Below are 19,740 nucleotides of genomic sequence, written 5' to 3' on the forward strand. Positions count from 1 at the left end.
CGCCATGGCGCCCAACGGCAACAACAGCGGCAACAGCAACGGCAACAACAACGACGAGCACTACGACACCCAGGACTACTCGGGCGACAACGAGAACCCCTACGGGCAGTGGCTCCCCGGGCTCGAGGAGCTCGCGCGGCACTCGGCCATCGCGACCCAGTCGGGTGAGCTGTCCGACGACGTCCGGATGGGTGACGACCGGGTCATCGGCAACGTCCCCAACTGGGACGGCTTCTCCAGCCAGCAGCTCTACGCCTTCGCCACCACCGACAACGCCCCCGACACCGCCGACTCGCTCGGCCGGGCGTTCAACGACGGCGGCAACCGGCTCGCCGAGGCGGCCAACGGCCTGTTCGAGGCGGTCACCGCCATCGAGGGCGCGTGGACCGGTACCGCCTCCGACTCGGCCAGGGGCGCCCTCGCGCCGCTGGCCAGGGCGGCCGGCCAGGCCGGGCAGACCGCGCAGATGATGGGCGTGCAGATGTCGCGCCAGTCCACGGCGGCGGCCGCGGTCCGCGAGCTCCCGCCGCCCCGCGAGTTCGACGCCGGGCAGGCGCTGCGGGCCGGGATGGCCGGCGGGCCCGCCGCCATGCAGGCCGACCTGAAGGCCCAGGACGAGGCCGCCAAGGAGGTCAAGCGCGAGCAGATCCGCTACCTGCAGGCCTACACCAAGGCCATGTCGGAGGTCGACGCGCAGACCCCCAGCTTCGTCCCGCCGCCGACCGGGCGGATCAAGCCGACGGCCGGCGGCAGCGGCTCGGTGCACGGCGCCCTGGTGCAGATCCCGCAGACCGGCGACGGTTCGTCCGGCGGCGGCACCTCCACCGGCGGCCCGACCGGCGGCTACGTCGGTGTCAACCCGGGCGGCCAGGCCGGCCACCCCGGTTCGAACGGGCCCGGCTTCGCCAGTGAGGAGATCGACGACCTGACGATCCCGGGCACCCTGCCCGGCACCTCGGCCTCCGGCTACACGCCCACCTCCGCGCCGCCGGTCGCGCCCGGCACGGGGCCGGCCTTCGGCCCGAGTGCCGGCGGCCCGTCGATGCCGGCGGCCGGTGCCGGCGGTTTCGGTGGCGCGTTCGGCAACTTCGGCGGCACCGGGCTGGGCGGTCCGGGCGGTACCGGCGCCGGTGGCGGCGCCCCGGCTTCCGGCCAGGGTCCGGCCGCGCGCGGCCTGGGTCCGGGGATGGCTCCCGGCGGCGGGCGGGGCATGGGTCCCGGCGGCGGCATGGGCGCGGGCGGCCGGCGTGCCGAGGGCGACGACGACGACGAGCACGACCGTCCCGCCTACCTGGTCGAGGGCGACCCGGACAGCGCGTTCGGCAACGACCAGGTCAGTGCGCCGTCGGTGATCGGCGGCGACGACGATGGCGCCTGAGCGGCGCCTCGGGCCGCTGGCCGTCGACTTCCTGTGGGAGGCCCTCGGCGTCGGTGAGCTGCCCTACCCGCTCGAGTCCCGCTCGCACGGCGCCACCGTGGACGAGCGGGACGCGCTGCGCCGCCGCGTCCGGGAGGACCTGGTCGCGAACGGCCTGATCGACCCTCGTGGCCGGCTGGAGCCGGAGCTGGAGGACTGGTTCGGCACGCTGGCCCAGCCGGACCTGAGCATCGACGCGATCTTCCTGCCGGAACTGGCCGCCCAGCCGGTGTTGGCGCTGGCCGCGGCCGGCCGGGCGGGCGCGGTGCTGGCGGTGCAGCACCAGCAGGAGCTGCGGCTGGCGCCGATCCAGCGCGACGGTCTGGTCTCGGCGATCGTCGGCCTGCTGCCGGCGGCGCCCCGGGGCACCGAGCAGTCGATCTCGATGCCAGCCGAGGAGCTGGCCCTGGTGTCGGCCGGCGGCCCGGCGCGGGTCAGCGACGTCGACCGGAAGTCGCTGGTCAAGCTGAACGGGATGGCCAACCGGCGGGGCGGGCAGCTGGCGGTCAACAGCCGCACGGACATGCGCGGGCGGCGCCGTTCGCCGGTGCTGTCGTGGTTCGACAACGTCAGCGGCCGGTACCTGACCCAGACCCGTGACGGCTGGACCACGATCGCCCCGACCGACGCCGCGACGCTGCGCCACCGCCTCGGTGAACTGGTCGCGGAGGTGACCTCCGACCGGCGATAGCCCCCTGACCTGCGGCGGGGTGTAGGGAACCGATTCGCCCGGGTAACCGTTGTGTTGAGCAGGGCTCCACGCCGGGCACTTCGCGACGTGGGCACTTTTGTGTGGGCGGTACGCTGGGTTGACCGGAGTGCCTTGTCCGGCCGGGTAATGGGCGCCATTGCCCTACAGCAAGTCAGGGAGGGTCGGGCCGCGCCGCGGCCGTAAGTTGATGGACCGCAAGCGCCTGCTGCGCAACCCGCTGGTGTGGATCTTGGTGGTGTTGCTGCTCTACTTCCTGATCAGCATGCTGTTCGACGACACCCGCGGTTACACCGAGGTACAGACCTCCAAGGCTGTGACCCAGATCACGGACGGCAATGTCAAAGAGGCGGAGCAGGAGGACAAGGAGCAACGCCTCAAGCTCACCCTGCGTGAGCCGATCGAGGTCGAGGGTCAGAAGGTCACCCAGATCATCACCCAGTACCCGGCCGCCGCGTCCCTGGACATCTACCGAGCGTTGCAGAACGACGCCAAGGACGGCACGGTCTCCGACGCGAAGGTCACCCAGGAGAACTTCCTCACCCAGATCCTGATCTTCCTGATCCCGCTCGGCCTGCTGCTCATCCTCCTGATGTGGATGATGAACAACGTCCAGGGCGGCGGGAACCGGGTGCTCAACTTCGGCAAGTCCCGGGCCAAGCAGCTGCCCAAGGACATGCCGAAGACCACGTTCGCCGACGTCGCGGGTGCCGACGAGGCGGTCGAGGAGCTCTACGAGATCAAGGACTTCCTGCAGAACCCCGGCCGCTACCAGGCACTGGGCGCCAAGATCCCCAAGGGCGTGCTGCTCTACGGCCCGCCCGGCACCGGCAAGACGCTGCTGGCCCGCGCGGTCGCCGGCGAGGCCGGGGTGCCGTTCTACTCGATCTCCGGCTCGGACTTCGTCGAGATGTTCGTCGGTGTCGGCGCCTCGCGTGTCCGTGACCTGTTCGAGCAGGCCAAGCAGAACGCGCCGTGCATCATCTTCGTCGACGAGATCGACGCGGTCGGCCGCCAGCGCGGCGCCGGCCTCGGCGGCGGCCACGACGAGCGCGAGCAGACCCTCAACCAGCTGCTGGTCGAGATGGACGGCTTTGACGCGCGCGGCGGCATCATCCTGATCGCGGCCACCAACCGCCCCGACATCCTCGACCCCGCGCTGCTGCGCCCCGGCCGGTTCGACCGGCAGATCCCGGTCTCCGCACCGGACCTGATGGGCCGCAAGCGCATCCTCGAGGTGCACTCGAAGGGCAAGCCGCTCGACCCGGACGCCGACCTCGACGGCCTGGCCAAGCGCACCGTCGGCATGTCCGGCGCCGACCTGGCCAACGTGATCAACGAGGCCGCGCTGCTCACCGCCCGGCAGAACGGCACCATGATCAACGGTGCCGCGCTGGAGGAGTCGGTCGACCGGGTGATCGGCGGTCCGGCCCGCAAGAGCCGGATCATCTCCGAGAAGGAGAAGAAGATCACCGCCTACCACGAGGGCGGGCACGCGCTCGCCGCGTGGGCGATGCCCGACCTCGAACCGGTCTACAAGCTGACGATCCTGCCCCGGGGACGCACCGGCGGCCACGCCCTGGTCGTGCCCGAGGACGACAAGCAGCTGATGACCCGCTCGGAGATGATCGCCAGGCTGGTGTTCGCCCTGGGCGGGCGGTCGGCCGAGGAGCTGGTGTTCCACGAGCCGACCACCGGCGCGTCCAGCGACATCGAGCAGGCCACCAAGATCGCCAAGGCGATGGTCACCGAGTACGGCATGTCCGCCCGCCTCGGCGCGGTCAAGTACGGCAAGGACGAGGGCGACCCGTTCCTCGGCCGGTCCATGGGCCACGCGCCGGACTACTCGCTGGAGGTCGCGCACGAGATCGACGAGGAGGTGCGCAAGCTCATCGAGGCCGCGCACACCGAGGCGTGGGACGTGCTCAACACCTACCGCGACGTGCTGGACAACCTGGTCATCGAGCTGCTGAACAAGGAGACCCTCCAGCGCCGCGACCTGGAGCGGATCTTCTCCAACGTCGAGAAGCGCCCCCGGATCACCGCGTTCAACGAGTTCGGCGGCCGCACGCCCTCGGACAAGCCGCCGATCAAGACCCCCGGCGAGCTGGCCAAGGAGCGCGGCGAGCCGTGGCCGCCGGTCCAGGAGGAGCCCGAGCCGACGCCGGTGCGCACCGCGCAGGGCGCGGGCGACCTGCCCGGCGGGGTGCCCCACCCGGGGACCGCCCAGCCCGGCGGCAACGGCACGGTGCCCAACGGCCTGCCGCACCCGCCGCCCGGCCCGTACGGCCAGCCCTACCCCGGCCAGCCGGGACCGGGCCCGTACGGCCAGCCCAACCCTGGCTCCGGCCCGCCGAACTACGGCGCGCCACCCGGGTGGACCCCGGCGACCTCGCCCGGCGGCAACCCAGGTCAGCAGCCGTGGCGGCCGGCGTGGGACCAGCCGCAGGACGACCGTGGTCGTGATCAGCGTGGACCGGGAGGCCCACCTGGTGGACCGACCGATCCGGATGAGCGGGGCCGGGGCCCGGAGTGGGATGCTGGGCGCTGACGCCCGGAGGCACAGTTGACGGCTGACAGCTCGACCGGCGGCCCGCTGTATCACCACGACAGCGGGTCCGTTCCGGTGTTCGACCACGCCCGCGCCGAGAAGGCCGTGCGGGAGCTGCTGCTGGCCTGCGGCGAGGACCCCGACCGCGAGGGTTTACAGGACACCCCGGCCAGGGTCGCTCGCGCCTACCTGGAGATGTTCGCCGGCCTGTACACCGACCCGGACACGGTGCTCGACAAGACGTTCGACGAGTGCCACGACGAGTTGGTGCTGGTCACCGACATTCCCACGTACTCGACGTGCCTGCCGGGGCGTCAACCGGTCGACGCGGTCGGCGGGCCGTGCGACGCCGCCGACGTGCGGGTCGGTGACCGGCTGTGGACCCTGGCCGAGGGCCGCGCCGAGACGACCACCGTCACCCGGATCACCACCCGCCCGGCGCGCCAGCTGGTCGAGGTGGTCACCGACGGCGGCAGCTTCGTCGTCACCCCCGACCATCCGCTGGCCACCCCCGACGGCTGGGCCGAGGCGGCCGGCGTGGCCGGCACCGCCATCGAGTGGACCGAGCCCGGCGCGCTGGCCTCGCGCCCGCTGTCGCTGGCGCTGCCCCGCCGCCGCCCGGTCGAACCGGCCGGCGGCGACGACTGGTGGCTGCGCCACGGGTTCGCCAAGGAGTCCCACCACACCGAGCTGGCCGAGTCCCGCTGGCTGCCGGTGACCACCGTGCGCCCGTTCGAGTCGCCGGGCGACTCGCCGTTCACGGTCTACAGCTTCACCTGCGACCCGCACCCCACGTTCCTGGTCGCCGGCCACCTCACGCACAACTGCGAACACCACCTCGTCCCCTTCCACGGTGTCACCCATGTGGGGTACATCCCGAACGTGAAGGGCAAGGTCACCGGCCTGTCGAAGCTGGCGCGCCTGGTCGACCTGTACGCCAAACGCCCGCAGGTCCAGGAACGGCTGACCTCCCAGATCGCCGACGCGCTGGTCCGCAAGCTGGAGCCGCGCGGGGTGATCGTCGTCGTCGAGGCCGAGCACCTGTGCATGGCGATGCGCGGCATCCGCAAGCCGGGCGCGCGCACCACGACCTCGGCGGTGCGCGGCATGCTGCGCTCGTCGGCCACCTCCCGGTCCGAGGCACTGGACCTGATCCGCGGCCGGACAAGGTGATCCCGGTGCAGCCGGCGCCGCATCCGGGGCTGCCGCGCCCTGGCCGGTGCGCCGTGGTCGGCGTGCTGAACGTGACCCCCGACTCGTTCTCCGACGGCGGCCGCTACCTGGACCTCGACGACGCCCTCGAACACGGCCTGTCGATGTGGACGGCCGGCGCGGACCTGATCGACGTCGGCGGCGAGTCCACCCGGCCTGGCGCGGCGAGGGTCGACGCGGCCACCGAGATCGAGCGGGTGTTACCGGTGATCAGGGACCTGTCGTCGGCCGGCGTGGCGGTCAGCGTCGACACCACCCGCGGCGAGGTGGCCGAGGCCGCCGTCGGCGCCGGTGCGACGGTCGTCAACGACGTCTCCGGCGGCCTGGCCGACCCGACGATGGCCAGTGTCGTCGCGGCGGCCGGCGTGCCGTGGATCCTGATGCACTGGCGCGGCCACAGCGACCACATGGACTCGCTCGCCAGCTACACGAACGTGGTCACCGATGTGCGTGACGAGCTGGTTGCCCGGGTCGACACGGCGGTGGCGGCCGGTGTGGACCCGTCGGCGCTGGTGCTCGATCCCGGTCTCGGTTTCGCCAAGCGCGCCGCCCACAACTGGACGTTGTTACGCCACCTGGACGTGCTGCGGGCGTTGGGTTTCCCGGTGCTGGTAGGCGCGTCCCGCAAACGTTTCCTGGGGTCGTTGCTGGCCGACAAGGAAGGCAACCCCCGCCCACCCGAAGGCCGCGAGGACGCCACGGCGGCGATCTCGGCGCTGGTGGCCACCGCCGGCGCCTGGGGCGTCCGTGTCCACGACGTCACCCGATCGTTGGACGCCGTTCTGGTGGCCGAAGCCCTCCAGGGAGACTCCGAGTGACCGACCGCATCACGCTGACCGGCCTGCGGGTACGCGGCCACCACGGCGTCCTCGCGCACGAGAAGCGCGACGGCCAGGACTTCCTGGTCGACGTCACGGCGTGGATCGACCTGGACCGGGCCGCCGAGACCGACGACGTGGCCGACACCCTCCACTACGGAGAGCTGGCGCAACGCGTCGCCGAGATCGTCGCCGGCCCGCCGAGGAACCTGATCGAGACGGTCGGCGTCGACATCGCCGACCAGGTGATGACCGACGAGCGCCTGCACGCCGTCGAGGTCACCGTGCACAAGCCCAACGCCCCCATCCCGCTGACGTTCGCCGACGTGTCGGTCACCGTCCGCCGCTCCCGCCGGGGCGGACGGGGCGGCCGGGGATGACCCGCGCGGTCCTGTCCATCGGCTCCAACCTGGGCGACCGCCTGGCCAACCTCCGCCTGGCCACCACCGGCCTGGCCGACTCCCTGGTGGCCACCTCCCCGGTCTACGAGACGAAGGCCTGGGGCGTGACGGACCAACCCGACTTCCTCAACGCGGTCGTCGTCGTCGACGACCCCGACGCCGACGAGTGGACCTGGCTCCACCGGGCCCAGACCCTGGAAGGTGAGGCGGGCCGGGTCCGCACCCGACACTGGGGCCCGAGGACGCTGGACGTCGACGTGGTCACTGTGGACGGTGTGACCAGCGACCACCCGGACCTGCTGCTGCCCCACCCCGGCACCCCCGAACGCGCCACCGTCCTGATCCCCTGGCTGACGATCGACCCGGCCGCCGTCCTTCCCGGACACGGCCCCGTCACGTCCCTCGTGGACGCTCTCCCCGCCGACGCCGTCGCCGACGTCCACCTGCGACCCGATCTCTCCCTGGCTCGCTGACCCGGCCCTCGTCGCCACCTCAGGCCTGGTCGCCGGCAACGGCTTACGACCCGGACTCCGGTGTGGACCTCGTGCCCGGGCCGACGCGGGAGCCGAACACGGCAACCACCGGAAGCGCCCGGGGGTCCCCCCGGTTTCAACGTTACCGGTCGCCACCGACAGTGCCGGCTTCCGCGAGCTGGCTGATGTGGACTGGGGCCACCTCGGTCGGTTCGCCGGCCCGGTCAGCTCGTCGGGGCGCGGAGGGTCGCGATGATCCGCCCCGCGCGGCCACCCCGCGCCGGCAAGGACCGACATCGCGGGAGCACGTGTCCACAGAAATGGCCGCCAACTGGGCGGGGTGTGGATAACGATTCGTCGCCCGCGGTCTCCCCGAGGCATCGCCACCGCGTCGTCGAGGCGGTGGCCAGCCGGTCGGTGTGCGGGTGCTTCGGACCCGTCCGTCTCGCCCGCTCGCCGAGCGTGAACACGCGCCCGTGCCGGACCTTCCCGTCATGGGAGGTCACGTCTCGCCGGTACCGTTGGTGCATGCATTTCACCCGGGCCCGCGATCTGGTCGTCGCCGGCCTGCTGGCGGCCGGGGTCGGGTACATCCTGTTCAGCACCTTCTACGCCGACCTGCCCCGCATCCCCCGCTACGCCGGCTTCACGCTGCTGGTCCTGGCCGTCGTCGAGGCCGTGCTGGGCGGGTCGCTGCGCTCGCGGATCCGGCACCGCGACGGGGCCCGGCCGGTCCAGGCGCTCACCGCCGCCCGGGCCGTCGCGCTCGCCAAGGCCTCCTCGTTACTGGGTGCGATCATGTTCGGGGTGTGGCTGGCGCTGCTCGCGTACGTCCTGCCGCGCCGCCTCGACCTCACCGCCGCCGCGTCCGACACCCCCGGCGCGGTGATCGGAATCGGGTGTTCCGTGCTTCTGATCGGCGCCGCCCTGTATCTCGAGTGGTGTTGCCGCACCCCGGATGACCAGGAGAATCAGCCGCCCGGGTATCGGTCCGGCGAGTCCGCCTGACAATCTGGTCGGCATCGTCTCGGTCTCGTCCAGATAACGGACCGGTACGGTGTGTGCCATGAACGCGCGTCGTGACTCGTCCAGCGAGGCTTCGCGTGGTTCGTTCGGCGGTCGCCTGCTACTCACCGCAGCGGTTCTGCTCGGTCTCGGTGCGACCGGCGCGCTGGTCCTGACCGAGGAGGGGCGCTGGCTCAAACTCGGCATCGTCGCCGCCTTGTGGGCGGCGCTCGCCGGTGCGTTCGTCGCCGCCCGGTACCGCAGGCAGGTCGTCGACCAGGAGGACGTGCTCGCCGAACGGCACGAGCGCTACCAGCTGGAGCTGGAGAAGGAGATCGCCGCCCGCCGCGAGTACGAGCTGGAGGTCGCCGCCGAGGCCCGCCGCGAGGCCGACGAGCAGGCGCGTGACGACCTCGCCGCGCTGCGACAGGAAATGTTCGGCCTGCGCCAGACCCTGGAGGGCCTGCTCGGCGGCGAGTTCCTCGTCGAGCGGTACGCGCTGCGCGCCGAGTCGACCAGGATGCGTTCGATCCCCGACGAGCGTGAGCTCAAGCGCCTCCCTCCGGCGACCGCGATCGTCCACGACGCGCAGACCGACCTGATCGAGCCGGTCGGCAAGCCGAGCACGTCACCCAAACGCAAGGTCGAGCCGCTGCCCCGCCGCCCCGGCAGCCCCGGTGGCCGCGCGACGCCGCCGCGCCCGGGCAAGCCGCCGGTCGTCGAGGGCCGCCCGGTGCATCCCGCCGAGCAGTCCGACCGCTGGTTCGTCCCCGACGGCCTCGGCACCAACCCGACGCCGGCACCGACGCCGACCCCGGCGCCGTCCCCGGCGCCCGCCGAGCCTCGCGCCAAGGGTTCGCGGCGCAAGGCCCAGCCGAACAAGCGTTCCGCCGTGGTGTCGGACTACGTCGAACCGGTCGGTGCGCCCCGCTCCGGCCGCCTGCCGGACCCGGCCCACGACCGCCCGCCGACCCGGCACGCCGAGTCCTCCGGCTACGGCCCGGCCGTTCCCGGACCGGACGCCCCGGGCCGCGCGGAGAACTCCGGCGTGCTCCCGGCGGTCGCCCGCGCCGACCAGAACGGCTTCCCGACCGGCCCCGAGGGCTCGGGCTACGGCTCAGCGGTCGGCGGCTCCCGGCTCGGCCAATCCGACAACCCCGGCCCGCCGCCCGGCGGTTTCGCCCCTGGCCCCGAGGGTTTCGGGTCGGGCCCTGGCGGCCCGGGTTCCGGTGGCCCCGACGGTTTCGGTTCAGCCCCTGGTGGTTTCCGCTCGGGTCCCGAGGGTTCCGGTTTTGGTCAGCCGGCGGGTGGTTTCGGCGCTGGGCCTGAGGGTTCTGGTTTCGGCAAGGCGGCGGGTGGTTTCCGCTCCGGTCCCGAGGGCTCTGGTTTTGGTCAGCCGGCGGGTGGTTTCGCGGCTGGTCCGGAGGGTTCTGGTTTCGGTAGGGCGGCCGGTGGTTTCGCCGCTGGTCCGGAAGGCTCTGGCTTCGGTGCGGCAGCTGGTTTCGGCGCCGGCCCCGAGGGCTCCGGTTTCGGTCAGTCGGCGGGGGGTTTCGTCGGCGGGCCAGAGGGTTCCGGTTTCGGTAGGGCGGCCGGTGGTTTCGCCGCGGGCCCCGAAGGTTCCGGTTACGGCGCGGCGGCGAGCGGCTCCGGGGCAGACGGTTTCGGCGCGGCGGGCGGCGGTTTCGGGCCCGGCAGCGGCTTCCCCGGGCCGGAGTCCTCTGGCTACGGCTCGGCGACGGGCGGCTTCGGCCCCGGCGGACCTGACGGTCTCGCCGCCACTTCCGGCGGGTTCGTGCCCGCCGACTACGGGTCGGCCGCCGGCGGCTTCGGTCCCGGTGGTGGCGACCTCTCCCACACCGAACCGCCGCCCGGCGGCTTCGGCGCGGGACCGGGCGGTTCGGGCTACGGCCCCCCGATCAACCGGGCCGAGGCCTCCGGCTACGGCCAGCCGGTCAACCGCGCCGACGGCTACGGCCCCCCGGGGAACCCCGCTGACGGGTACGGCCCACCGGCCCACCGGGCCGAGATGTCCGGCTACGGCCACGCGGTCAACCCCGCTGACGGCTACCGGCCACCGGGCCACCGGGCCGAGGCGTCCGGCTACGGCCAGGCCGTCAACCCGGCCGACGGTTACCGTCCGCCGGTGAACCGCGCCGATGGCCACGGCCAGCCACCGGCCCAACCACCGGTCGACGGCGGTGGCCGGCGTCGGCGCGCCGAGGGCCAGCCCACCTGGCAGGAGTCCCGCGACGCCGGCACCCCCGAACCGGCCTCCGGGTCGCACGCCGCCGGCAAGTCGGTCTCCGAGCTGCTCGCCTCCCACGGCGGCGGGCGCCCGAACACTCCGCGTCGCCGCCGGCGCAAGGACTAACCCGCCGCAAGTCACGAAAGCGTCATTCCCGGGCAAGATGCCGGGACTGTCGGCTACCGCACCGTAGGGTGGCTATCCGTGAGCCAGAGCCCCATCCAGCACCGGCACACCACGCGCAGGCGCACGGTGATGCTGCCGGCCGTCGGTCTGGTCGTGCTCGCCGGGAGCGGGCTGGCGCTGCTGGCCATCAGCACCGCCAAGGTCGGGTTGGTCGCCGAGCTGGTCGGGGTGGTCGCGGCGATCGTCCCGGTGATGATGATCGTGGCCGCGTTGCTGTGGGTGGACCGGTGGGAGCCGGAGCCGGCGCGGCTGCTGTGGCTGGCGTTCGGCTGGGGCGCGAGCGTCGCGGCGATCACCGCGCTGCTGATCAACAACACCGCCGAGGCGGTCGGTGACGCGCTGCTGGGCAACGGGCACGGCGACACGATCAGCGCCGTGGTGTCCGCGCCGTTGTTCGAGGAGGCGGCCAAGGGCGCGTTCGTCGTCGGCATCATGATCTGGTTGCGCAACGAGCTCGACGGGGTGATCGACGGCGTCGTCTACGCCGGGTTCGTCGCCGCCGGGTTCGCGTTCACCGAGAACATCTACTACTTCGGCCGCGCGTTCGCCGAGTACGGCTTCGGTGACCCGACCACGCCCGGGGTGATCACCGCGTTCATCCTGCGCGGGGTCCTCGCGCCGTTCTGCCACCCGCTGTTCACGGCGATGATCGGCATCGGGATCGGCGTCTCGGTGCGCACCCCCAACCGGGCGGTGCGCATCCTCGCCCCGGTCGGCGGCTACCTGGCGGCCGTCGTGCTGCACGCCATGTGGAACGCGGCCGCGACGCTGGGCACCCCGCAGACCTTCCTCAACGTCTACTTCCTGGTCATGGTCCCGATCTTCATCTCCGGGGTGTTGTTCGTCGGCTGGCACCGGCGCCGCGAGCAGCGGATCGTGGCCGACGCGTTGCCGGGCATGGTGGAGCGCGGCTGGGTCGACATCACCGACCTGCGCCGGCTGAGCAACCTCGCCGCGCGGCGGGCGTGGCGGGCGAGGGTCGCGCGCCGCGACGGCCGCGCCGCCGCCCGCACGCTGGCCGGCTACCAGGCGGCGGTCACCGAGCTCGCGTTCCTGTGGCACGCCGACCGGCTTGGCCTGGCCGACGCTGGCGCGCCGGAGCGGGAGAACCAGCTCGTCGCGGCCCTGGTGACGTCCAGGGCGAACCTCTCCCAGCGGCGCGCGGCCGGCCGGTGAGCCTGCTCACCCGGCTCGTGGACCGCGCTTTCCCGGTGGTTACGCTCGATTCGACAGGCGAACAGGAGGCGAGCGCACGATGAACCGACCGGCTCGACTGGCCGTCGGGGTGGTCTCCGCCGGGCGGGTCGGCGCGGTGCTCGGGGCCGCGCTCGCGCGGGCCGGCCACCAGGTCGTCGCCGCCTCCGGCGTGTCCCGCGCGTCGGTCAACCGCGCGGAGGAGCTGCTGGCCGGGGTGCCGCTGCTGCCACCGGACGAGGTGGTGCGCCGCGCCGACCTGGTGCTGCTGGCCCTGCCCGACGACGCCCTCGGTGGCATGGTCCGGGGCCTGGCCGCCGCCGACGCGTTGCGCGCCGGCCAGATCGTGGTGCACACCTGCGGGGCGCACGGCGTGCGGGTGCTCGACCCGGCCACCGAGCACGGTGTGCTGCCGCTGGCGCTGCACCCGGTGATGACCTTCACCGGCCGCGCCGAGGACCTGGAGCGGGTCGCCGCCTGCTGCTTCGGCGTCACCGCCACCGACGACGACGAGACGGCGTGGAGTGTCGGCGAGGCGCTGGTGGTGGAGATGGGCGCCGAGCCGGTGCGGGTGCCGGAGTCGGCCCGCCCGCTGTACCACACGGCCCTGGCGCACGGCGCGAACCACCTGGTCACGATTGTCGCCGAGGCCGCCGACCTGCTGCGTGCCGCCGGGGTCGACCACCCCGACCGGATGTTGGGCCCGCTGCTGTCGGCCGCACTGGACAACGCGTTGCGCCACGGTGACCGCGCGCTGACCGGGCCGGTCGCCCGGGGCGACGCCGGAACCGTCCTGGCCCACCTGCGGGTGCTGGCCGACCACGCACCTGAGATGCTGCCCGCCTACCGCGCGCTCGCCGTGCGCACCGCCAGTCGCGCCGAGCAGGCCGGCCTGTTGCGCGCCGACCTCGCCCCCGATGTCACCGCCGCCCTCGAACGCGGCTCCGACGAGGAGCACCGATGACCACCCCGAAGTTCACCCCCGGCAAGCTGCACGTGCACAGCGGCGTCGACGAGGTCGCGCGGATCACCCGCGCGCTGCGCGGCGTGGGCCGCAGGATCGCGCTGGTGCCGACGATGGGCGCGCTGCACGAGGGCCACCGCCAGCTGCTGCGCACCGGCCGGCGGCTGCCCAACACGGTGCTGGCCGCGTCGATCTTCGTGAACCCGTTGCAGTTCGGCGCCGGTGAGGACTTCGAGCGTTACCCCCGGCCGCTGGAGGCCGACCTGGACGTGTGCCGCGAGGAGCGCGTGGAGCTGGTGTTCACGCCCGAGCGGGAGGCGCTCTACCCGCCGGGCGGGCAGGTGACGGTGTCGCCGGGGCCGCTGGGCAGCGAGCTGGAGGGGGCGTCGCGGCCGGGGCACTTCGCCGGGGTGCTGACGGTGGTCGCCAAGCTGCTCAACGTCGTGCGCCCGGACTACGCGCTGTTCGGTGAGAAGGACTACCAGCAGCTGGTGCTGATCAAGCAGATGGTGCGTGACCTGAACCTGGACGTGTCGGTGATCGGTGTGCCGATCGTGCGGGAGCCCGACGGGCTGGCGCTGTCCTCGCGCAACGCCTACCTGGATCCCGACCAGCGGGCGGCGGCGGTGACCCTGTCGGCGGCGTTGTCGGCCGGGGCGCGGGTCAGCGCGGGCGGCGCGGCGCTGGTGCTGGACTCGGCGCGGGCCGTGCTCGACGCCCAACCCAAGATCGACGTGGACTACCTGACGCTGCGCGGCACCGGCCTCGGCCCGGCGCCCGAGCGCGGCGAGGCGCGGCTGCTGGTGGCCGCCAGGGTCGGGTCGACCCGGCTGATCGACAATGTCTCGGTGTTCCTCGGCGATCTCGACGGCGAACACCAGTAGGGGAGGACCGATGTTCCGCACGATGCTCAAGTCGAAGATCCACCGGGCCACCGTCACCCAGGCCGACCTGCACTACGTCGGTTCGGTGACCGTCGATCCGGTGTTGATGGAGGCCGCGGACCTGCTGGCGGGGGAGCAGGTCGCGATCGTCGACGTCACCAACGGCGCCCGCCTGGAGACCTACGTCATCGAGGGCGAGCGCGGCAGCGGGGTGCTGGGCATCAACGGCGCCGCCGCCCACCTGGTCCACCCCGGTGACCTGGTCATTCTCATTGCCTACGGCTTGATGGACGACGCAGAGGCGGCCGCCCACCAGCCGAAGGTGATCTTCGTCGACGAGGACAACCGGATCCTCGACGCCGGCTCCGACCCGGCGGCCGTGCCCGCCGGCAGGGATCTGGCCTCGGGCGCCGAGCGGGCGCCCGAGCCGGTCGCGGCCACCGTGCCAGCCTCGCCCGCCGAGACCGTCGAGGCGGCGCTGCTCGACGCCCTGCTCCAGCCGGAGAGCTGAGCCGAGGTGCTGCTCGCGATCGACGTCGGCAACACCAACATCGCGCTCGGCCTGTACCGGGGCGAGGACCTGGTGCACGACTGGCGGATGCGCACCGACGCCAGGATGACCGCCGACGAGCTGGCGCTGACGATGCGCGGGCTGCTCGCCGAGCACGCCGACGCGATCACCGGGGTGTCGGCGCTGTCGACGGTGCCGGCGGTGCTGCGTGAGCTGCGGGTGATGCTGGGCCGCTACTACCAGCGGGTGCCGAGGGTGATCGTCGAGCCGGGCGTGCGGACCGGGGTGCCGCTGCTGGTGGACAACCCCAAGGAGGTCGGCGCCGACCGGGTGATCAACACGCTGGCGGCCCACCACCTGCACCAGACGGCGTGCGTGGTGGTCGACTTCGGCACGTCCACCAACATCGACGTGATCTCCGCGAAGGGCGAGTTCCTCGGCGGCGTGTTCGCGCCAGGGATCGAGATCTCGGTGGACGCGCTGGCCGCCCGCGCGGCCGCGCTGCGCAAGGTCGAGCTGGTGCGGCCACGGTCGGTGATCGGAAAGAACACGGTCGAGTGTCTCCAGTCGGGGATCATGTACGGGTTCACCGGCCAGGTCGACGGCCTGGTGCGGCGGATCATCGACGAGTTGGAGCGCACCACCCACCCCGGTGAGGTGACGGTCATCGCGACCGGCGGGCTGGCGCCGCTGGTGGTGGACGAGTCGGAGACGATCGTCGACCACCGCCCGGATCTGACGCTGCTCGGCCTGCGGCTGGTGTTCGAGCGCAACACCCGCTAGCGGCGCCGCAGCGCCAGCACGTCGGTCACCAGCGGCAGGTCGAACACGCCGGCGGCGGTCTCCGGGCGGTGCCGCAGGTACTCGCGGACCCGGGCGATGACCCGGGCGCGTTCGTCGTCGTCGACCATCAGCAGCCGCGAGTGGGTCCGCAGGTAGTCGACCAGCGTGTCGGTGGTGCGCGGCAGGCTGTGCGCGACGACGGTGTGTTCGGCCGGGTCGAAGGACTCGTGCTCGGGCGGGTCGATCTCGCCGTGCCAGCCGCCGGTGGCGCTGGTCTGGGAGGCGGTCATCAGCCCGGTGACCCAGTCGGTGTCGGGGTCCTCGCCGTTCCACAGGACGGCCAGCACGCCGCCGGGGCGCAGCACGCGGGCGATCTCGGCGAGCGCCACGTCCCGGTCGAACCAGTGGAACGCCTGCCCGACGAGCACCGCGTCGACCGACGCGTCGGTCAGCGGGATCGCCTCGGCGGTGCCCGCGAGCGCGGTCACGTCCGGGTACTCGGCGGCCAGCACGCCGCGCATGGCCTCGTCGGGTTCGACGGCGGTGACGTCCAGGCCGAGCGCGCGCAGGCCGGCGGTGACCTTGCCGGTGCCGGCGGCCAGGTCGAGGGCCCGGGTGACCTCGCGGGTCGCGCCGGCCAGGGCCCAGCGGATCGCCTCGGCGGGGTAGAAGGGCCGGTGGGTGTGGTAGTCGACGGGCCGGCGGCCGAACGACCGTGCGCGACTGATCGGTTCCTCCACGTGGAGGAACGTACCTCGGCGGTGGTGACCGGCGAAACGACTATTCCGATTTGCCGGCGTGGTCGTCACCGGTGACGTGGTCCGGGTCACCGGACGGGTCGTGTTCGCGCGCAATACAGGTAAGTTGTGTTTTGCCACCCTCGCGCAGGGTGACGGAACGGAACTACCGACATCGCTGTGCGCGTATTCGTGCAGGACTTCGTGCACGACCCGGTAATGACCTCCGGTGGCGGTCGGCCGGGCGTACTGGCGGACGTGTGGCGAATGGCGGGCGGGGCGTCGCTGGTCATGCACTGGGCGGGCAACGTGGAAACACGCATTCGGCGGCGGTATGTGATCTGATCGGCTGCTCCGGACGACGCGGCGCCGGTGATGCGCGGGTGGGTCGGGCGGTATCGAGAAGCGGTCGAGATCAATCGAAACATCCGCAAGGACGCGGTCAAGGACGCGGTCAAGGACGCGGTCTTGGCGTGGTCTTGACCGGTGTCGACGCGGTGTCTCACGCAGTGGGCCACCGGGGCGGGTGGGCCGGACGGGCTGGGATCCGGGAGCCGGTCACGGAAAGCTCGCGGAGTCCTCGCGGGGGCAGGTGATCGCGCCCATCCGGTGGAGCCGGCGTTCGTCCGCGATTTCCCGGCCGGGACCGTGTCGCCGGCCCCGCCCTGGTTGGGCCAGCGCGGCGGCACCGATCCTGGTTTCGGACCGTTGTCGCTGGTCGGCGCCGTGTTCACGCGAACGGGGTGAGTGTCGAATGTCGCCGTCGGGTGCGACCGGGAATGGGGCTGACCGGCGAGACCAACCTGTTTCCGCAGGTGCGGCCTGAATGAGACTGTCCAGACACGAACGTCACTAAACATGCGCGACGATTTGCGTTAACCTCCTTAGTGGGAGTATTTATATCGTGCGACGGACGAAGTTCGGCCTCGAGTTTTCAAGCCTAGGAGGGCGCAGTGGCGCAGAAGGTCATGGTTACCCTGGTCGACGACCTTGATGGTTCCGAGGCGGAGGAGACCGTCGAGTTCGGTTTGGATGGCGCGTTCTACGAGATCGATCTCAGCGAGGACAATGCTGAGCGGTTGCGGGAGGCGCTGGCCGAATACGTGGAGCACGCCCGGCGCGCGGGTGGGCGTAAGCGTGCCGCCGCGCGGGCCGGTGTCGGGCGCGCGCCGCGGACCGCGTCGGCGGATCGCGAACAGAACCAGGCAATTCGTGAGTGGGCCCGCAAGCAGGGCATGAACGTCTCCGATCGGGGTCGAATCCCGAAGGAGGTCACGGACGCCTACAACGCCCAGGCCTGAGCCATTGCGGGCGGGCATAAGCGCCGGTTCTTCCTTACCGTGGTTTCGCGGTGGGTGGGGGACCGGCGCTTTCGTTTGGTGAAAACGCCTCACCTCCGTCGGGTCTGCCCGCCGATCCAGACCGCCACGCCCACTGCCGCCAGCCCACCGAGGCCCATGCTGACCCCGACCGGCACGGCCTCGGTGAGCAGGCCGAACACCGCCGGCCCGACGCCCTGCAACGTCATCAGCCCGGTCGACATGAGCCCGAACGCCTGCCCGTTGCGCTCGGCGGGCACCGCGTCGACGAACCGTTGTTGCAGCCCCAGCGCGTAGGCGAACCCGAACCCGGTCACCGCCAGCAGCAGCCCGGCCGCCACCACCCCCACCCCGAACGCGAACGGCACCAGCGACGCACCGCAGGCCGCGACCAGCACCGGCACCAGCCGCTCCCGGTTGGCGGGCGAGACCAGCCGTGCCATCACGAGGTTCCCGACGAACATGCCGACGGTGACGCAGCCGAGCAGCAGCCCCGGCGTCGACTCGCCGAACCCGCGGGTCAACGCGTAGGGCACCAGCAGGCTCTCCGCCCCGGTGGCGAACGCCGGCGGCAGCCACATCGCGAGCAGGATCCGCCGCACGACCGGGTCGGCGAGCAGCTCCCGGTTCCCGTTCCAGCTGCGCCGCACCAGCGCCCGCTCCCCGACCCGCCCCGGCGCCGGCAGATTCGGGAGGAACACGCCGGCGCCGAGCGCCGCGACCAGGTGCGCCCCGGCCGTGATCAGCAGGGCGTGCTCGGCTCCCGCCGCCGCGACCGCGAGCGCTCCGCCCGCGAGCCCCAGCAGCTGCGCGACCGAACTGGCCAGCTGGAACAGGCTGCGTCCGAGCACGAAGGTGTCGCCGCGCAGCGACTCGGCCGTGAGCCGTCCGGCGGTCCCGTTGAACACCGGGGCCAGGCAGGCGATGCCGGCGACCAGTACCAGGCTGGCCCACACGGGCAGGCCGGCGAGTGCCAGCACGGTCGCGCCGGCGGCCTCCGCCAGGTACCCGCCGACCAGCAGGATCTTCGGCCGCACGAGGTCGGGCAGGGCGCCCACCAGCACCCCGCCCACGACCTGCGGCAGGAACGAGACGGCGAACGTCATGGCCCCGAGCAGCGCGGACCCGGTCGAGGTGAACACGAGGACCGACAGGGCCATGGTTCGGAGGGTGTCGGCGCCAACGGCCAGTGACCGCGTCCAGAACACCGTGCGGAACACCGGGGAGGCCAGCGCCTGCCGATAGGTCGCCCGTTCCGCCAGCTGAGTCATGTCCCAGATCGTCGGGACCGGTCCGCCACACCACGAATGATTCGCCCTCGGACGTAAGGTCGATGGGTGCTGAAGCTCACCGTCCACCGTGACGACCTGCTGAACAGCCGTTTCGCCGTGTCGCCACTGTTCGAACTGGACAACCTGCTGCGCAAACTGGGTGGCAGTGCCCCGTCGGGCCTGCCGCCGGGCTGGCTGGCCAGGGTGCGCCCCGCGTTCCGCCACCTGCGCCGCACGACGCCGCTGGACGCGGTCCTGGCCCTGCACCGGGGCCGCTACGGCGCCGCGTTCATCGCCCCACCGCCCGCCAGCCTCGCCCAGACCCTCGCCGACGACCTCGCGGCCGTCCGCTCGACGCCGCTGGACCTGGCCCGCCAGGAGATCGCCGTGAGCCTGTCCGACGCGCCCGCCCCGTCGCCCGAGGTTCGCGAGATCCTGGACTCCGCCGAGGTCGTGACGGTCATCGCGTCAACCATGGAAACCGCCTGGCACGAGCTGATAGCGGTGGACTGGCCGACGATGCGCGCGATCTGCGAGCGGGACGTGATCCACCGTGCGGGCCTGTTGAGCCGGGGAGGATGGGCGGCGGCACTCGGCGGCCTGCACCGCCGGATTCGCTGGGAGTCGGGCGAGATCCGCCTCCAGCACCGGATGGACCTGGAGGTGGACCTGGAGGGGAGGGGTCTGCTGCTGGTCCCGTCGGTGTTCGTCTGGCCACGAATCGCGGTCTACACGGATCCTCCGTGGCCGCATGCGCTGATCTACCCGGCCAGGGGGACGGCGGCCCTGCTGGAGCCGGAGCGGGTCACCGCGCCCGACTCACTGGCCGCGTTGCTGGGGCGGTCGCGCGCCCGGGTCCTGGTGGCGCTGACCGAGCCGGCCAGCACCACGCAGCTGGCCACGACGTTGCGGCTGGCGCCGGGGGCGGTGGGGGGCCATCTGGCTGTTCTGTACCGGGCCGGGTTGCTGAGCCGGGCCCGGTCCGGGCGGTCCGTGCTGTACCGGCGGACGTCGTTGGGTGATGCCCTGGCCGCCTGACGCGTTCGGGCGTGGACAACCG

General features: G+C 72.7%; 18 protein-coding genes and 2 pseudogenes. 18 read left to right on the top strand and 2 right to left on the bottom strand.

Going from position 1 to position 19,740, the window contains the following annotated elements:
* The first annotated feature begins 4 nt into the window (after nucleotides 1-4).
* The 15 genes and pseudogenes from BLA60_RS26085 to BLA60_RS26155 all read left to right on the top strand — a co-directional run bounded on the left by BLA60_RS26085 (nucleotide 5) and on the right by BLA60_RS26155 (nucleotide 15,353).
* Nucleotides 5-1,378, top strand: a complete 1,374-nt coding sequence (locus BLA60_RS26085; protein ID WP_075135635.1) for a hypothetical protein — start codon at nucleotides 5-7, stop codon at nucleotides 1,376-1,378.
* On the top strand, nucleotides 1,368-2,108 hold the full coding sequence (locus tag BLA60_RS26090; RefSeq protein WP_075135636.1) for an ESX secretion-associated protein EspG: 741 nt from the start codon (nucleotides 1,368-1,370) through the stop codon (nucleotides 2,106-2,108). Before BLA60_RS26085 ends, BLA60_RS26090 begins: the two co-directional genes overlap by 11 nt.
* Before the next feature lie 208 nt (nucleotides 2,109-2,316).
* The gene (ftsH, locus tag BLA60_RS26095) at nucleotides 2,317-4,677 is read left to right on the top strand and encodes an ATP-dependent zinc metalloprotease FtsH (RefSeq protein WP_075135637.1); all 2,361 of its coding nucleotides are present in this window, start codon (nucleotides 2,317-2,319) and stop codon (nucleotides 4,675-4,677) included.
* A 45-nt stretch (nucleotides 4,678-4,722) separates the two neighbouring features.
* A pseudogene (locus BLA60_RS26100) lies at nucleotides 4,723-4,980 on the top strand (GTP cyclohydrolase I); the annotation flags it as partial.
* 522 nt (nucleotides 4,981-5,502) lie between these two features.
* A pseudogene (gene folE / locus BLA60_RS26105) lies at nucleotides 5,503-5,850 on the top strand (GTP cyclohydrolase I); the annotation flags it as partial.
* A 5-nt stretch (nucleotides 5,851-5,855) separates the two neighbouring features.
* Nucleotides 5,856-6,707 carry a dihydropteroate synthase gene (folP, locus tag BLA60_RS26110; protein WP_211288848.1) on the top strand — a complete coding sequence of 284 codons (852 nt, stop codon included), beginning with the start codon at nucleotides 5,856-5,858 and terminating at the stop codon, nucleotides 6,705-6,707.
* Nucleotides 6,704-7,087: a dihydroneopterin aldolase gene (gene folB, locus BLA60_RS26115; RefSeq protein WP_075135638.1), complete on the top strand. Its 384-nt coding sequence runs from the start codon at nucleotides 6,704-6,706 to the stop codon at nucleotides 7,085-7,087. Before folP ends, folB begins: the two co-directional genes overlap by 4 nt.
* Nucleotides 7,084-7,581, top strand: a complete 498-nt coding sequence (gene folK, locus BLA60_RS26120) for a 2-amino-4-hydroxy-6-hydroxymethyldihydropteridine diphosphokinase (RefSeq protein ID WP_075135639.1) — start codon at nucleotides 7,084-7,086, stop codon at nucleotides 7,579-7,581. Before folB ends, folK begins: the two co-directional genes overlap by 4 nt.
* A gap of 528 nt (nucleotides 7,582-8,109) precedes the next feature.
* Nucleotides 8,110-8,589, top strand: a complete 480-nt coding sequence (locus BLA60_RS26125; RefSeq protein WP_075135640.1) for a DUF3180 domain-containing protein — start codon at nucleotides 8,110-8,112, stop codon at nucleotides 8,587-8,589.
* A 58-nt stretch (nucleotides 8,590-8,647) separates the two neighbouring features.
* Nucleotides 8,648-10,957, top strand: coding sequence for a DUF6779 domain-containing protein (locus tag BLA60_RS26130; protein ID WP_075135641.1), 2,310 nt, complete (start codon nucleotides 8,648-8,650; stop codon nucleotides 10,955-10,957).
* Between the two features lie 126 nt (nucleotides 10,958-11,083).
* On the top strand, nucleotides 11,084-12,193 hold the full coding sequence (locus BLA60_RS26135; RefSeq protein WP_211288852.1) for a PrsW family intramembrane metalloprotease: 1,110 nt from the start codon (nucleotides 11,084-11,086) through the stop codon (nucleotides 12,191-12,193).
* Between the two features lie 79 nt (nucleotides 12,194-12,272).
* Nucleotides 12,273-13,175, top strand: coding sequence for a Rossmann-like and DUF2520 domain-containing protein (locus tag BLA60_RS26140; protein WP_075135643.1), 903 nt, complete (start codon nucleotides 12,273-12,275; stop codon nucleotides 13,173-13,175).
* Nucleotides 13,172-14,059: a pantoate--beta-alanine ligase gene (gene panC, locus BLA60_RS26145; protein ID WP_075135644.1), complete on the top strand. Its 888-nt coding sequence runs from the start codon at nucleotides 13,172-13,174 to the stop codon at nucleotides 14,057-14,059. Before BLA60_RS26140 ends, panC begins: the two co-directional genes overlap by 4 nt.
* 10 nt (nucleotides 14,060-14,069) lie before the next feature.
* Complete coding sequence (gene panD, locus BLA60_RS26150; RefSeq protein WP_075135645.1) at nucleotides 14,070-14,570, top strand: aspartate 1-decarboxylase; 501 nt, start codon at nucleotides 14,070-14,072, stop codon at nucleotides 14,568-14,570.
* A 6-nt stretch (nucleotides 14,571-14,576) separates the two neighbouring features.
* A complete protein-coding gene (locus BLA60_RS26155) occupies nucleotides 14,577-15,353 on the top strand; it encodes a type III pantothenate kinase (protein WP_075135646.1) in 777 nt (258 codons plus the stop codon).
* Here the strand turns inward: BLA60_RS26155 and BLA60_RS26160 are convergent.
* Nucleotides 15,350-16,093: a class I SAM-dependent methyltransferase gene (locus tag BLA60_RS26160; protein ID WP_075135647.1), complete on the bottom strand. Its 744-nt coding sequence runs from the start codon at nucleotides 16,091-16,093 to the stop codon at nucleotides 15,350-15,352. The two genes, BLA60_RS26155 and BLA60_RS26160, sit on opposite strands and share 4 nt — an antisense overlap.
* Before the next feature lie 177 nt (nucleotides 16,094-16,270).
* Here BLA60_RS26160 and BLA60_RS44290 point away from each other — a divergent pair, with 177 nt between their 5' ends.
* Together BLA60_RS44290 and BLA60_RS26165 are read left to right on the top strand one after the other, a co-directional pair.
* Nucleotides 16,271-16,435 carry a hypothetical protein gene (locus BLA60_RS44290; protein WP_162293008.1) on the top strand — a complete coding sequence of 55 codons (165 nt, stop codon included), beginning with the start codon at nucleotides 16,271-16,273 and terminating at the stop codon, nucleotides 16,433-16,435.
* Between the two features lie 608 nt (nucleotides 16,436-17,043).
* On the top strand, nucleotides 17,044-17,391 hold the full coding sequence (locus BLA60_RS26165; protein WP_075135648.1) for a histone-like nucleoid-structuring protein Lsr2: 348 nt from the start codon (nucleotides 17,044-17,046) through the stop codon (nucleotides 17,389-17,391).
* A gap of 89 nt (nucleotides 17,392-17,480) precedes the next feature.
* Here the strand turns inward: BLA60_RS26165 and BLA60_RS26170 are convergent, their stop codons facing one another.
* Nucleotides 17,481-18,680: an MFS transporter gene (locus BLA60_RS26170; protein ID WP_075135649.1), complete on the bottom strand. Its 1,200-nt coding sequence runs from the start codon at nucleotides 18,678-18,680 to the stop codon at nucleotides 17,481-17,483.
* A gap of 66 nt (nucleotides 18,681-18,746) precedes the next feature.
* Here BLA60_RS26170 and BLA60_RS26175 point away from each other — a divergent pair, with 66 nt between their 5' ends.
* Nucleotides 18,747-19,718, top strand: coding sequence for an ArsR/SmtB family transcription factor (locus tag BLA60_RS26175; RefSeq protein ID WP_075135650.1), 972 nt, complete (start codon nucleotides 18,747-18,749; stop codon nucleotides 19,716-19,718).
* The last annotated feature ends 22 nt before the right edge of the window (nucleotides 19,719-19,740 follow it).

The sequence above is a fragment of the Actinophytocola xinjiangensis genome (assembly GCF_001921215.1).
GTDB classification, from domain to species: Bacteria; Actinomycetota; Actinomycetes; order Mycobacteriales; family Pseudonocardiaceae; genus Actinophytocola; species Actinophytocola xinjiangensis.

Coding starts and splice junctions, on each gene's coding strand:
- BLA60_RS26140 (WP_075135643.1), top strand. CDS start 12,273: ATGAACCGACCGGCTCGACTGGCCGTCGGGGTGGTCTCCGCCGGGCGG.
- BLA60_RS26085 (WP_075135635.1), top strand. CDS start 5: ATGGCGCCCAACGGCAACAACAGCGGCAACAGCAACGGCAACAACAAC.
- BLA60_RS26130 (WP_075135641.1), top strand. CDS start 8,648: ATGAACGCGCGTCGTGACTCGTCCAGCGAGGCTTCGCGTGGTTCGTTC.
- panD (WP_075135645.1), top strand. CDS start 14,070: ATGTTCCGCACGATGCTCAAGTCGAAGATCCACCGGGCCACCGTCACC.
- BLA60_RS26090 (WP_075135636.1), top strand. CDS start 1,368: ATGGCGCCTGAGCGGCGCCTCGGGCCGCTGGCCGTCGACTTCCTGTGG.
- BLA60_RS26170 (WP_075135649.1), bottom strand. CDS start 18,680: ATGACTCAGCTGGCGGAACGGGCGACCTATCGGCAGGCGCTGGCCTCC.
- ftsH (WP_075135637.1), top strand. CDS start 2,317: ATGGACCGCAAGCGCCTGCTGCGCAACCCGCTGGTGTGGATCTTGGTG.
- BLA60_RS26125 (WP_075135640.1), top strand. CDS start 8,110: ATGCATTTCACCCGGGCCCGCGATCTGGTCGTCGCCGGCCTGCTGGCG.
- folK (WP_075135639.1), top strand. CDS start 7,084: ATGACCCGCGCGGTCCTGTCCATCGGCTCCAACCTGGGCGACCGCCTG.
- panC (WP_075135644.1), top strand. CDS start 13,172: ATGACCACCCCGAAGTTCACCCCCGGCAAGCTGCACGTGCACAGCGGC.